The following is a 14,397-nucleotide window of genomic DNA, read 5'->3' as shown; positions in this document are numbered from 1 at the left end:
ATTCTTATCTTTTACAATCTTGAAAATTGTTTTTTTTGAAGTCTTTTTCGCTTTTATAATTGTAGATCCGCAATTGAATATAAAACAGCTGAGCCACTAATCTTTACTCTAACATCGTTGTATTTACAGTATAGTGTTCCACCACGTTTAGAGAGTTGTCTAGCAATCATTTCATTTTTTCCTAGTCGTTTTGCCCATAATGGAATTAAACTACAATGTGCTGAACCGCAAACTGGATCTTCATTTACATTTAGTTTTGGCCAAAAGGCTCTAGAAACAAAATCAACTTCATTTCCTTTTGCAGTCACAAAAACAGCAAGTCCCTCCGGAAATTTCGCTAATTTAGTAAAATCAGGAGACAAGTTGCGTACATCTTCTTCTTTTTCAAGTACAAACACCAAATCTCTACCTAAAAAAGTTTCTACAGGTTCTATACCAAGTGCCTCCACCATCTGTTTTGTCAATGTATATTCTTTAAGCTTTATACTTGGGAAATCTAATTCATAAAGATCATTTTTCTTCACAACAAGCAGTTCTCCACTCTTAGTTTGAAATCTGATATTTTTAAGGTCTTTGTCATAAAAGTTAGTGATAGTATAAGCAGTAGCTATGGTAGCATGTCCACAAAGATCAATTTCTCCTCCAGGTGTAAACCATCTTAAATGATAACTGTCTCTATTCTTTTCTTTTACAGCAAATGCTGTTTCAGAAAGATTGTTTTCGATAGCTATATTCTCCATCACTTTTTCAGGCAGCCACTCATCCATAATACAAACACCTGCAGGATTACCCTCAAATATTTTTTCCGCAAAAGCATCCACTACATAATATTTCATTAAATAAACCCTCCTGTTTACATTTTATAATTGTTTAAATATTCTGTAATTTTATATAACTCACCTACCTACTGTATACATAGCAAAGCATCCTCCCTAATGTTATAATGTGTTCATTTGAATCACCTTATTTTATAACGAAACTAGGTATAACACTCAATACACTTCTATAACACTTTATGGAGGATAGACATGCATATTGAAATTCAACGAAAATCAGAGACTTCTCTTTCTAAACAAATTTTCCAATCAATAGTTGACCATATACGATCGGGTCTATTACGAGAAGGAAGCCAGTTACCTTCTGTCCGGGAATTATCTAAAAAATTAGAAGTTAGCTTTGTTACTGTAGTCAAAGCCTATAAAGAACTCGAAAAAGAAAATTTTATTATTTCTATTCAAGGAAAAGGAACGTTTGTGAATACTGACGAATCAGATATAAATGATTCAAAAACAGATGAACCACCATTTAATTGGCAGTTATCGATACAAGATTATCTCCCAAGAGCGCAGTTTTCTCACTTTCATCACGTTCAAGGTGAAATTCAACTCTCGTCATCAATGATTGACCCAGGGCTTCTCCCTAATCAATATTTAGAAAAAGAAATTCATAAAATGCTTTCTGAAAATCCAAGGATATTATCTCGATATAGTGAAATCCAAGGTGAGTATAAACTGAGAGAAGCAATGTCTAACTATTTAAAACAATTCGATGTTCCTACTACACCTGAAAACCTTTTAGTTACAAATGGATCTCAACAAGGAATAGATCTTATTGCTCGAACATTTATTGGTCCAAATGATGTTGTGATAATGGAAAGTCCCACGTATCCAGGAGCGATAGACATTTTTAGAGGAAGAGGGGCTACCATACTTACTGTTCCAGTAGATAGTGATGGTATGAATTTAAATATACTTCAAAATTTGTGTGATAAATACAAACCAAAGATTATTTATACAATACCTACCTTTCATAACCCCACTGGTGTAGTTATGTCACATAAGCGACGTAGACAAATTTTGGAAATCGCTAAAAGTATTCAATGTATTATTGTAGAAGATGACCCATGGAGTGAGATTTATTTTGATAAAAAGCCCCCTGCTCCTATTAAAAGTATGGATAATTATGGTCATGTAATTTATTTAAAAGGGTTAAGTAAAACGCTAGCTCCAAGTTGCAGAATTGGAATTCTCTCAGCATCAGGTTCTATTTTCAATCGTCTACTGGCTGCTAAATCTAATGCAGATTTGGGTAGTCCTTTACTAACACAAAAGTCATTATTACCCTTTATTACTTCAAAGAAAATGATAGATCATATGAAAAAATTAAGAACAGCCTTAAAAGTAAGACGGGATTTGTCACTCGAATTACTATCACAATACTCTCCTGACGGGATTACGTGGATGGTACCTAAAGGGGGACTAAACATATGGATTACTCTTCCGAATTGGATGGATACAAATCAACTTCTTATAGAAGCTAAAAAAAATCTCGTATCATTTTTACCAGGTTCTGCTTGTTTTCCAGTAGAACATGAAAAATGTCATTTACGATTAAGTTTTTCATTTATGAGTGAACAACAATTACAACAGGGGATTAAAACTTTATGTATGATTTTTAATGCTGAAATATCTTCAAAAAAAAATAACTCGCCATATTTTTGATAATATTCTTATGATTAATATATATAAGGATTTCTAGAAAGAAACGATTACCAAAGATTTTATGATCTGAGTATAATTAGGAGAGGACAAAATCGAAGTTCTAGATTACTAAGGCCAATTGAGACCGATCAATAGGAGACGTCTATTAGATACTAAACGCCTGTCATTTTGTTAATGTATACAGGCGTTTAGTATTTTAGTTGCTTACACTGTAATGCTAATGCTTTTGTACGGCGCTCATTAAATTCCATAATACGTGTTTCATGGATAAAACCTATTTTCTTGTAAAAACCAATGGCATTATCATTCTTTTCCCAGATATTATGGACAAGAATGGCCTAACAACCAAAATTACTATTGAGGAGAGGATAAAAGAAATCAATAAATATCAAAAAGCATAAGCTTTTTACGCCTACGCTTTTTCAAAAATTAATGTTAAGACATCGTTATTCTTTTACAAGCTATTTTTGCAGCTGGAATTGCAACACCAGCACCAAGTGCGGCATCTACTGATTCTCCCCAAGAACCACTGCTAGCCTTTATTTCGTTCCCTGCTGTCAAAACGCCTTCTGCTACAATTTCAACACAATCATAATAGTCTGGATTAGGATTACTTTCAAGATACTGTACAGCTAATTCGTCTGCTTTCTTTTGTATTGAAAGTCGACCTTGTTCAGCCAATGAACTAAAAACACTCTCGGCTTGCCCACCAAAATGTACTATTACGTCGTTAATGTCTCGACCAGTACGATGTATTTCTCCCATTTCAGATGACATATTTAGTCCTCCCAATCCTTGAAATTTGAACTTTTTATGTTCACAAATATTTTATCCAACTGTGATTGGTCTTATCCATCAACAACTATTTCTTTTTGGTTTATATAAAAAATTCAACATGTTCGTTTAGGAATTTTTGTCTTTAGATTTAGACGAAAATCTCCGGGCATAAAGAATTGCTTATTTAATGACTTTTCGGCTTGTATTTCTGAAGCTCCTTATAATTTTCATGTGAACGATAACGCTCCTTTTTAACTAATACGATATTTGGAGGTATTATACTTGCAACTACATACTGCCATTGAATTTGTATTGTATATTAGGGTTAAGTTATGAATACAATTTACAGCTATTCTTAACCTTTTTAACGGACTATGGTTTAAATTGTTAGCAGCAACAAGTCTAAGACGTTCTGAACTTTTTTCATTAATATAGGAACAAGTTGATTTGATAAATGAAACGATTCATCTAAGTTATTACGAAATACGTTTTCCTCATCAAATGAATACATTTTGTAGTATCCCCCGTGTCTCTTCTAAGATTTTCAGATGTACTTTTTAGTTGTATTGTTTTTAAATACTAGAACATACATTATCTTCGGAATAGCTATGTATTGCACATGCATCGCCCCGATTTTTAAAAAGCACTACGCTATCCCAATTATAATAATTTAAACAATTCCCTATTCTATATTTTTAAATACAATTTCATGGTTAATAAACTATTTAATCATAACTTCTAAATCATATTCTAAATATGTAAAGTAAATTTGCTTTGCATCCCGATTTCCTTCTAAGGGTCACTCCATCCCAAGTGACCCTTTTATCATTTTATTTTTCTAAACAGAAGTGACAAACAAGCATTGTAATAGTGGTATACAATTTCTTTTTATCTTTCCTTCATTTCTGTCATGGTCACTTCGAACAAGTGGTCTTTGTAATTGCTAAAAATCGAATTATTTTTCTTTTTTAACCCATACTATCCATGTTTGAAAATGTTCAAATAAGAGAGGAAGTGCAAGTATGGGATTACTTAGTGGCAACCCAAAAGACGAGCCATTACACTACGGAGAAGTCTTTAGTATCTGGACACATCTCACTGTAAATTATGGCTTTATCGCTGGATATCAAACGTTTTAGAATCATTCTGGTGATGAAGATTTAAGAAAAATAATCGAAGATATCATCGACACTTGTAGAGAAGAAGCAAAACAGTTAGAAAAAATACTAAAAACTAACGGCGTTGCTCTCCCGCCTGCACCACCGGAGAGACCAGTTGCACGAATTGAGGATATCCCCCCTGGTGCGAAATTCAATGATCCTGAAATTAGTGCAGCCCTAACAGGTGACCTTGCTGCGGGGTTAGTTACATGTAGTCAAGTTATGGGCATATCAACTAGGGAGGATATTGCTTTAATGTACGCTCAATTTCACACAGGTAAAGCTCAACTCGGCGCAAAACTGTTACGTCTTAATAAGACTAAAGGCTGGTTAGTTCCCCCACCGATGCATGTGGCTTATCCAGAAAAATAGTATTTGATTAAACCTGACAAACCGTTCCCCAGTTTAACGCTGGGGTTTTTAACTGTTCCATTTATTACGAGGTAATGTTATGCATATATTTTCATGGTTATCAAAAGGAACAAGTTTGTTATACTTCTTACCTTCGATGATTATATTAATAGTTGTTATTTTAGTTTGTGTGAGAATCTACGTTGAAATATTCCTAAAAACTCTTTCACCTAAAATATTTTTGATACCTGTTGTCCTTTTAGGGTTTATTTTCTGGGCTATTCCATTGAACATGGGATTTATGAGTTTTTTAGAGCGTCTTTTATGCTCTATTTTCATTTAATTCTCAAATTGTTCATTAGCTTACTGTAGCATGGGACAACGCTTTTTTTCTTACTCAATAAATGATTTTTTATGAAAATCACTTTAAATAATGCTTGGTGAATCAATACTACTTCATTTAGGATAACCTACGAATAATAAAGCATCTTTTGTACAGACTAATTTTAGGAGGTGAAATACATGAATAAAAACAACCAAAACTTTAACTCGATGAACCAAGAATTCGGGAATGAAACTGATGTTAATCAAATTAGACAACAAATTCAACAAGCAGAAGCTAACAAAAAACAAGCTTCTGGTACAATGAACTCGATGAACCAAGAATTCGGGAATGAAACTGATGTTAATCAAATTAAACAACAAATCCAACAAGCGGAAGCTAACAAAAAGCAAGCTTCTGGTACAATGAACTCGATGAACCAAGAATTCGGGAATGAGGCTGATGTTAATCAAATTAGACAACAAATCCAACAAGCAGAAGCTAACAAAAAACTAGCTTCTGGTCGATTTGAAAATAAAAACGATACAAAATAAAATTGATTATCATCCCAAAACCGGCAACTTTTTTGCCGGTTTTTCCCATTAGTTCTCCAAGCATATAGACTCTTTTCAGTGTCGGTATGATTTTTTATTAAATGTCTAAGTCCATCGACTATACAATTCATGCTTAACTCCTATACCTTGTAAAATTCATTGGTTTCGGATCACTCTCCCTCAAGGATTGGTAGAAACCTAGAATTAAGAAAGCATAATATATATCATTCCCTCATTTTTGGACTTTGCTATCCCTCCTATTCCTTTTCTCCTGTACATTTTCCTCTTTAGAATCATATATTTTAAAAATAATACATACTTTGCATGTGAGGAGGAATTAACATCAAAAAGATCACTATTTCCATTATTCTTTTGTTAATTACAATTGGCATCTACGTATTTTATAATCGTAATTCCCAATCTGTTACAGATATTTCCTCATATGCATTTGTTGCGAATTCCGAAGAACAACTAAAAGTAGTAGAAGAGATAAACAAAAAGATTGGAGAAGTTGAATTAACTAAAAAAATTATAGATGGTCTCGTAGAACACGGATTTTCTCCTGACAAAAGAATTCTCTATACAATATATTCACCTGAAAATAAAGTTCTAACAATATCACTATCTAACTTTGATAGGCATGATAAAACAATAAATAAAATAACCAACATTATTAATACAATTTCAAAAGAAAACAATCTCGGCACATTTTCAGTGGAGTTATCAGAAACAAAAAAATAATATTGACTGATAAGATTAGAACAATACTTAGCTCGATTGGGTTTGGCATTATGTTCAGTAACACTTATTTATAAAATTAAAACTTACAAAATTATAAGTTTCATGTAACAAAAATTTAATTGTTATAACTAAAATTTTGTTTTAGAATTGCTCTTGTTGAAAAAAACAAGAAAACATGATGTGAGGAATATTTAATGAAAGACAAACGAATTAAATTTATATCTATTTTTGGTGGTACGACAATTATTGCTCTAGCTCTAATAGCGTTTTTCCTTATCGACCAAGGTATGCCTAAGGAATTTAGTGAAGAAGCATGGGCAAACACTAAAGAAAAAGCAATACAAGCAACAGTTGAGCATTTTAAAAAGGAAAAAAATATCGATATTACAATAAATGAAGTTAGTTCTTCAGGTGAATATGCAACACATGAAGTATATTTAGAAGGTCATGTTGTTGATAATGAGAATAGGAAAATATCTGCTGTTGTAGATACCTCTGAAGAAAATTATCAAGTAAAATCTATTGAATGAACACCTAATAATAATCCACTTTTATAAAACCATTTGAACAGTTTACTTAATTGTTGGCTGTTCTTTTTATTGCACTCTCATAGTGTGCAGTAATAAAAATGGTTTAAATACCCGTATTGTGTTAACTTTAAATTACATAAATTGGAGGGGTAAAATGTCGGGTAATTTACGTTTCTATACGCAAATTGTTTCAACAATTTTATTTGTCATCCTTGTTTTCATGAATTTTTTAGGGTATTGGACAGCAGACAGTTTCGTTCAAATAGTATTTTTCTTTAGTATGGTTTTCGCTATTTTCAGTGTGGGTATTGAAACGGAAAAAAAACTAAAAAACAGAAGCTGATTGGAATATTCTAATCGGTTTTTTTACTGCACAATATATTTCGGATATTTATTCAATAAAGCGATGGAAATTAAAATTTTGCTTTGGTAAAGTAACCTGTTTTTTAAACTAGCCTGCATCGTTAATTCAATAAAAAAGAGCTGCATATGCAACTTAATGATCTTTCATTACTATGGCTACATTAAACAATATGATTTTTAAATGCTAAGATCCGGCGTATCATCAGAGAGCATGAAGGTTCGTTTAGCTTTCTTACCGAAGTTCAAGTCACAACATTTGAGCATGCACATGACCCTCCTTATGGTATAGAAACGATGATTGTTGAAGTAAGCCCTAATGGGATGAAAACAATTAGTTTTCAACATGTAGGAGATAAAGTAGAAAAATGCATTCTATAGTGCAACACTTTCTGATAGAAGAAATAGGTACCAACATTTTGCTTCCTCAACGAAAGAACCTATAAAAATGTTATAGACCCTGTAACTTTTATAAAAGGCAATACTGGTTATATACTCTTTTAATTGTTTGATGGTACAAATAAAAATAGTAAACAGAGTGAGAAACTGGATTATTAATTACCACCAGTATTTATGGAAAAATGATTGAAGCCTACTGAATCAGTAGGCTTCAATTGTTTCAAAAAATTAACTTCGTAACGAATATTGAATTATCAGGCTTTCTGCTCCTTCAAAAAGGATTTTAAACTATGACTTTACACTGTTATCATGAAAAAACTTCTTCTTATCTTCATCTGTAAATTCAGCTAATGTTTTATAGGTATACTGCGGATTTCGATCTTTATCAATGACGACAGAGCGTACACCTTCAAAGAAATCTTCATGTTTTAAAAAGTTTTTTGCTAAGATTAAATCTGTCGTAAAGCATTCTTCTAATGTTTTATCTCGCGCATCTATAAGCTGCTGTAACGTAATTTTTAACGAAGATGGAGATTTAGATAGAAGTAACTGCTTTGTTTCATGTGAAAATTTACTTGGGTCATTATCTAAAGACTCTACTATTTCTTCCACTGTATAGTTTGAGAAATGTTGATCTATTTTATTTTGAAGGCTGGCAAGTTCACTATTTGTTAATGGGTTGCTTGAATACTCCTCGATTAATTGGTTTAGAGCTGTGCTGATCTCTTGTGTATGCCAGTCAGTTTGTTCGATCCTTGTTAGGAATTTGTGTAGATTATCGCTTGTCATATAGCTATCAGCACCATTGACAAAAAGAACGTCAGCAGCTTGGATGACAGATGCGGTTAATGCTAAATAGTATCCTACAAAGCCAGGTGCTTTGTTTAAAAAATAGGCTGCTCCAACATCCGGAAAGAAGCCGATATTCATTTCCGGCATTGCCCATTTTGTCCGTTCAGTAACGATTCGGTGGCTAGCCCCAAAGGTTAAACCGACACCACCACCCATGACAATGCCATCAAGGCAGGCAATAATTGGTTTTGGATAGTGATAGATAGCCATATCTACTTGATATTCTTCTTCAAAAAAAACTTCGGCATTTTTGAAAGCTTCCTGACTGGAGCGAGCATTATAAAGTGTTTTAATATCACCACCAGCACAAAATCCCTTCTCACCAGCACCTCTTAGAATAATAAGATGAATTTCATCATTTGCTTGCCATTCCTTTAGTTTCTCGCCGATAGGTTTTAGCATTTCAGTGGAAAGTGAGTTTAAAGCTTTAGGACGATTCAATGTAATGGTGGCTGTTCCACCGTCACTGACCGAAAATAGTACTTCGTTTTCCATATTACATTCCTCCCTTACGAATGTTTAAATTCTGGCTGTCTTTTTTCAATAAAAGCCTGAACACCTTCTTTAGCATCCTCTGTTAAAAATAGCTCAGCAAAACGTGTTCGTTCAAGTTCCAGTCCTTTTTGAAGATGAACGTTGCCGCCCTGCATTACACATTCAATTGTACGAGCCACACTTGTCATACTTTTACCATCAACAAAGGACTGAGCAACAGCTTTTGCAGTTGGCAGTAGTTCCTCCGGTTCAGTTACCAGTTGAATAATGCCTAGCTGAAGTGCCTCGTCGGCGCTTAATTGTTTACTTGTTAAAATTAATTGTAGGGCTTTCGCTTGATTCGTTATTCTGCTGAGTCGTTGTGTGCCACCGAATGTTGGAAGTAGCCCAAGTTTTAGTTCTGGTAAGCCAAGAATTGCATTACTCGAAGCGATTCTGAAATGACAGCCTAACGCTAACTCTAGTCCTCCACCAAGGGCTGGACCATTTATAGCTGCAATAACAGGCTTTTTCATAGCTTCAATTTCATCACATAGAGCTTGACCTGCCTCGGCCATTTGCAATGCTTTTTCCTGTTGCCCAAAAGCAGAAACAAATTCCTTAATATCTGCACCAGCTACAAAAAATCGCCCGGTGCCCGTAATAATGATGGCGTTTGTTTCTTTGTCTTCTGCTAGCTCTTGGAAAATGAGACGAAGATTTTCAATAGTTGCTGATGACAACGTATTTGCTGGTGGATAATCTAAATGAATAATCGCGATGGAACCTTCTTTACTTACATTGGCAAATGTATCGACCATGATCTTTTCCCTCCTGTTTATGAAAATTAACTAATAGATTTTGGATTGTTGATGATACTTCTTGCAATCTCTCTCTTCTTCATAAAGAGATTCTGATGTAGGGGAATGTTTAAGTGTTGAATATCATCCAGCCATGTTTTTCGTATTTGCTCATTTGTTTCAGCAGCAGCAATAATGTCAATTGTTCTTTTTTCTATTTTACGATAACCCTCTTGGCACAATATGTCTGTCATCAAATTTTTCGTTTTTTCATGTGCTGCCTTTTCCGTTCTCAGTAAAGAAGATTCCATTATATAAATATCCTTTGCTATATTAGCCAACAGACGCATGTATTCCTGCTCTTGTTCCAGATTAATTTGTGCAGCTGAAATGACAGTCATTGCCATTTGCATTAAATGCTTGGATAGCTGGATATATTGGTGATTATCATCTGCTGGTTGGCACGCTCCTAAAAAATTTTTTGTAGAAGCTGTTTGCGTATGCTTTTTATATAATATTTTAGCAATTGTTAAGCGATTGATTTCATTTGTTCCTTCAAAAATACGGCTAATTCTTGCGTCACGATACAAACGTTCTACTTCATAATCTTGCATATAGCCATATCCGCCATGTATTTGAACAGCTTCATCTACAATTTTGCCAAGTGCTTCCGAGCAATTGATTTTATTGAGTGCACATTCCATAGCGAAATCGGCTATTTTTTGAACCATGGACTCTTTACTTTCTAACTCAATAACATCATCCATTTCTCCAGCTGTTCGGTATGCAGCACTTTCTGCGCCATAAATTAAAATCGCCATATTAGCAATTTTTTCTTGAATCATTGTAAAATCAACGATCGGCTTTTGAAATTGTTGCCGTTCCTTACCGTAATTCACTGCTAATTGGAGCGCCTGTTTGGAAGTTCCTATGTTTGAAAAAGCGAGCTTTAGGCGTGCCATATTTAATATATTCATAGCAACCTTATGGCCTTTTCCAACCTCTCCAAGAACATTGTCCCTTGGTACGACAACGTCCTCTAAAATAAGTGTAGCCGTCGAAGACCCTTTAATTCCCATCTTCTCTTCTTCCTGCCCTATAGATACCCCTGTTAAAGTACGCTCTACAATGAAAGCGGTCATTCCTTCGTTTGTTTTTGCAAAAACAACAAAGATATTTGCTAGCTGGGCATTGGTAATCCATTGTTTTTCACCGTTTAATACCCATGCTGTACCATCCTCATTCAAAATCCCATTTGTTTTTGGATGTAATGCATCTGAACCTGCGTCTGGCTCAGTCAGGGCATAGGCTCCAATCCATTCACCTGAAGCCAGCTTAGGTAAGTACTTTAGCTTTTGTGACTCATTCCCAAAATAGACATAGGGCAATGTGCCAACTCCTGCATGAATATTGTAGGTGACACTAAAAGAGCCCCCGTAGCCCATTCTTTCTGCAACAAGCCCCGAAATTTTTTTATTGAGTTCAAGCCCCCCATAGTCTTCGGGTATCTCAATGGCAAGTAAACCAAGGTCACCTGCTTTTTGAAATAATTGACGGGTGACATCATATTGATGCTGTTCAATAGCTGAAATATTAGGTGAGACATCCTGTTTAATGAAAAGCTCTGCCGTTTTTGCTATGAGCTCTTCTTCATCATGAAAGTCCTCAGGTGTAAAGATCGTCATTTTGTTTTCTAGTTTATCCATACAAGCCCTCCTTGAAAGAAAGAGGAGAAAAGCAGATTGCTTTTCTCCTACTTGATTTCCTCTTTAGGTAAGATAGTTTTCGCCAACTCACTATCTAAATCTTCGAATTTGTAATAGGAGATTGTTTCATATAATTCACTTCTAGTTTGCATATCCTCAATAGCTTCCTTTTGAGTCCCCGTATTTTTTATTAAGTCAAACACTCGCTCATATGCTTTGGCTGCTACTCTCATTGATGTAACGGGATAAATAACCATCGAATAGCCCATTTTTTCAAACTCCTTAGCTGTATAATAAGGTGTTTGCCCAAATTCAGTCATATTTGCTAATAAAGGAGCATCTAGCTCACTAGCAAATTGTTTAAACTCTTTTTCTGTTTGCAGAGCCTCTGGAAAAATAGCATCTGCTCCAGCAGCTACATAGGCATTTGCTCTTGAAATAGCCTGTTCTAAACCTTCTACAGATCTTGCATCAGTGCGGGCAATAATAACTAAAGTAGGCGCTATTTGTTTAATCATTTTTATTTTTTGTATCATTTCCTCTTGGGATACGAGTGTTTTACCATTCAAATGTCCACATTTTTTAGGAAGATTTTGATCCTCTAACTGTACAGCAGCTACTCCAGCCTCTACCATTTCGCGAGCTGTACGTGCAACGTTTAATATACCGCCAAAGCCAGTATCAATATCCACTAGTATTGGTAAGTTAGTAGCTTGGATAATTTCACTAGCACGCTGAGCAACTTCATTTGAATAAATTATTCCTAAATCAGGTAAGCCCCTACTTGCTGTGTAGGCAGCTCCAGAAAGATATAATGCCTCAAAGCCCACTTTTTTAGCCATTAAGCCTGCCATCGCATCATGAGCTCCTGGTATTTGCAAAATAGTAGAACGCGTTAGTAAAGCTCGAAATTGGTCAGCCAATTGTTTTTGTGTCATTACTTCATTGACAATCCACGCCATTTTTAAAGACCTCCTATTAATCAATATGCCGCGGCATAATTGAGCCCGGAATCGGCTTTGTGCTTAGCCCTGCAGATGTTTTTTGCGCGAAATTGAAGCGGCAGCAGCCAATGTTTTTGCGCGAAATTGAAGCGGCAGCAGCCAATGTTTTTGCGCGAAAACGAAGCGGCAGCAGCAGATGCTTTTTGTGCGAAAGCGCAGTGCTAACGAAGCGTTAACAACACCGATGCAGGGCAGTTAGCCGTTATCGCATGGATGTGATGATTTTAAACTAACATCCTACATTGAACTCCTTTCCGATTCCGTGACATCCGCCGGAGGCACTTCTTTCAGCGGATGTTTGGACACCCGCTATAAAGTGACTTATTCTTTCGATACATAAAACACAGCTGAAAAAAGTTAGATGAATAAATCTACAAATTCATGAACAGCACTATTTTCGAGAATCTCTTTATTAGCACAAAGCTCATTAATTTTACTTAATTGTTTTTGAGAATAATGTGTACTAATATTTTGTCGGAACTTATCAATGATTTTAGGGAATGCTTCCTCACGACGGAAACGATGTCCTAAAGGATATTCACACTCTACTAATTCTGATGATGTCCCATCTTTGTAATAAACTTGAACAGCATTAGCAATAGAGCGCTTTTCAGGATCTAAGTAATCGATCGTATATTGTGAATCTTCAACAACAACCATTTTATTTCTTAGTTCATCTATGCGTGGATCTGCTGCCACGTCATCTTCGTAATGGTCTGCGATAATATCACCATAGATCAGTCCAATTGCTGTGATGTATTGAATACAGTGATCACGGTCAGCTGGATTATTCAATGGGCCCTCTTTATCAATGATGCGAATAGCTGATTCATGTGTCGTAATGACAACTTTTTCAATATCATCTAAACGATTTGTCACTTCATGATGTAAATGAACTGCACATTCTGCAGCTGTTTGCGCATGAAATTCAGCCGGGAAAGAAACTTTGAAAAGAACATTCTCCATAACATAAGAGGTAAGCGGTCTTGCAAGCTTTAATTCTTGTTTATTAAAGAGTACGTCTTGGAATCCCCAGCCAGGTGCAGATAAGGCCGTTGCATAACCCATTTCACCTTGCACAGTCATCATGGCTAATTGTACGGCTCTACTTGTCGCATCTCCTGCTGCCCATGATTTTCTTGATCCTGTATTTGGGGCATGGCGGTATGTTCGTAAACTTGAATTATCAATCCAAGCATTTGATAATGCATTGATAATTTCTTGACGAGTTCCACCTAATGCCTTTGTCACAACCGCTGTTGTCGCAATTTTGACATATAATACGTGATCTAAACCAACGCGATTCAGACTATTCTCTAATGCTAATACCCCTTGAATTTCATGGGCTTTAATCATCATTTCTAAAACGTCTTTTATTTTAAGAGGCTCTTTGCCTTCAGCAATACGTACACGACTCAAGTAATCCGCAACTGCTAATATGCCACCTAAATTATCAGAAGGGTGTCCCCATTCAGCCGCAAGCCATGTGTCATTGTAATCTAACCAACGAATCATGCAACCAATATTGAAAGCACCTTTCACTGGATCAAGTACATAGGAAGTTCCTGGAACACGCGTACCATTTGGAACAACCGTACCGGGTACAACTGGTCCAAGTAGTTTCGTACATTCGGGATACTGTAAAGCCAAAATGCCGCAACCTATAGTATCTAATAAAACATAATGTGCTGTTTCGTAGGCTTCTTCACTTGTAATCGTTGTATTTAATACATAATCGGTAATATCAGTTAGTAATTGATCTGTCTTAGATAGTTCATTTGTTTTTATCATCTATATCTTCCCTCCGTTGCATGAATTTGCCATACTAGTATACTGATGGACATTGGTCAGAATGCCCATCAGCTC

Annotated in this window: 13 protein-coding genes and 1 pseudogene; 6 read left to right on the top strand and 8 right to left on the bottom strand. The window is 35.3% G+C overall.

Annotation, left to right across the window (positions count from 1 at the left end; genetic code table 11):
• Positions 1-53 precede the first annotated feature (53 nt).
• Complete coding sequence (locus ACIPKN_RS17365; RefSeq protein ID WP_400938274.1) at positions 54-836, bottom strand: PhzF family phenazine biosynthesis protein; 783 nt, start codon at positions 834-836, stop codon at positions 54-56.
• 192 nt (positions 837-1,028) lie between these two features.
• Between ACIPKN_RS17365 and pdxR the strand changes: the two genes are divergently transcribed.
• Complete coding sequence (gene pdxR / locus ACIPKN_RS17360) at positions 1,029-2,501, top strand: MocR-like pyridoxine biosynthesis transcription factor PdxR (RefSeq protein WP_400938271.1); 1,473 nt, start codon at positions 1,029-1,031, stop codon at positions 2,499-2,501.
• A gap of 435 nt (positions 2,502-2,936) precedes the next feature.
• Here pdxR and ACIPKN_RS17355 read toward each other — a convergent pair whose 3' ends face one another.
• Positions 2,937-3,278 carry a hypothetical protein gene (locus ACIPKN_RS17355; RefSeq protein WP_400938268.1) on the bottom strand — a complete coding sequence of 114 codons (342 nt, stop codon included), beginning with the start codon at positions 3,276-3,278 and terminating at the stop codon, positions 2,937-2,939.
• Positions 3,279-3,657: 379 nt separating this feature from the next.
• Entirely contained in the window at positions 3,658-3,789 is a 132-nt protein-coding gene (locus ACIPKN_RS17350) for a hypothetical protein (RefSeq protein WP_400938266.1), read from the bottom strand.
• A 511-nt stretch (positions 3,790-4,300) separates the two neighbouring features.
• On the opposite strand from ACIPKN_RS17350, the pseudogene ACIPKN_RS17345 reads away from it, so the two are divergent.
• The 5 genes and pseudogenes from ACIPKN_RS17345 (at position 4,301) to ACIPKN_RS17325 (ending at position 7,677) form a co-directional block, all read left to right on the top strand.
• Positions 4,301-4,810 (top strand): annotated as a pseudogene (locus ACIPKN_RS17345) (DUF3231 family protein).
• A gap of 501 nt (positions 4,811-5,311) precedes the next feature.
• Complete coding sequence (locus ACIPKN_RS17340; protein WP_400938263.1) at positions 5,312-5,665, top strand: gamma-type small acid-soluble spore protein; 354 nt, start codon at positions 5,312-5,314, stop codon at positions 5,663-5,665.
• A 372-nt stretch (positions 5,666-6,037) separates the two neighbouring features.
• The gene (locus ACIPKN_RS17335; protein ID WP_400938260.1) at positions 6,038-6,406 is read left to right on the top strand and encodes a hypothetical protein; all 369 of its coding nucleotides are present in this window, start codon (positions 6,038-6,040) and stop codon (positions 6,404-6,406) included.
• Between the two features lie 194 nt (positions 6,407-6,600).
• Complete coding sequence (locus ACIPKN_RS17330) at positions 6,601-6,936, top strand: phosphoglycolate phosphatase (RefSeq protein WP_400938258.1); 336 nt, start codon at positions 6,601-6,603, stop codon at positions 6,934-6,936.
• A gap of 552 nt (positions 6,937-7,488) precedes the next feature.
• The gene (locus ACIPKN_RS17325; RefSeq protein WP_400938332.1) at positions 7,489-7,677 is read left to right on the top strand and encodes a DUF3888 domain-containing protein; all 189 of its coding nucleotides are present in this window, start codon (positions 7,489-7,491) and stop codon (positions 7,675-7,677) included.
• A gap of 306 nt (positions 7,678-7,983) precedes the next feature.
• Here ACIPKN_RS17325 and ACIPKN_RS17320 read toward each other — a convergent pair whose 3' ends face one another.
• The 5 genes from ACIPKN_RS17320 to prpD all read right to left on the bottom strand — a co-directional run bounded on the left by ACIPKN_RS17320 (position 7,984) and on the right by prpD (position 14,322).
• Positions 7,984-9,042 (bottom strand): enoyl-CoA hydratase/isomerase family protein, encoded by a 1,059-nt coding sequence (locus ACIPKN_RS17320; RefSeq protein ID WP_400938255.1) that lies wholly within the window; start codon positions 9,040-9,042, stop codon positions 7,984-7,986.
• A gap of 14 nt (positions 9,043-9,056) precedes the next feature.
• Positions 9,057-9,842, bottom strand: a complete 786-nt coding sequence (locus ACIPKN_RS17315) for an enoyl-CoA hydratase-related protein (protein WP_400938253.1) — start codon at positions 9,840-9,842, stop codon at positions 9,057-9,059.
• A gap of 26 nt (positions 9,843-9,868) precedes the next feature.
• The gene (locus ACIPKN_RS17310) at positions 9,869-11,527 is read right to left on the bottom strand and encodes an acyl-CoA dehydrogenase family protein (RefSeq protein ID WP_400938251.1); all 1,659 of its coding nucleotides are present in this window, start codon (positions 11,525-11,527) and stop codon (positions 9,869-9,871) included.
• Positions 11,528-11,574: 47 nt separating this feature from the next.
• Positions 11,575-12,489: a methylisocitrate lyase gene (prpB, locus tag ACIPKN_RS17305; protein ID WP_400938248.1), complete on the bottom strand. Its 915-nt coding sequence runs from the start codon at positions 12,487-12,489 to the stop codon at positions 11,575-11,577.
• Between the two features lie 399 nt (positions 12,490-12,888).
• Positions 12,889-14,322 (bottom strand): 2-methylcitrate dehydratase, encoded by a 1,434-nt coding sequence (prpD, locus tag ACIPKN_RS17300; RefSeq protein WP_400938246.1) that lies wholly within the window; start codon positions 14,320-14,322, stop codon positions 12,889-12,891.
• Positions 14,323-14,397: the final 75 nt, after the last annotated feature.

This window comes from Lysinibacillus sp. NPDC086135, assembly GCF_044746345.1.
Classification (GTDB): Bacteria; Bacillota; Bacilli; order Bacillales_A; family Planococcaceae; genus Lysinibacillus.
Note: the sequence above shows the minus strand (reverse complement) of the source record. Positions and strands in the feature narration are given on the sequence as shown.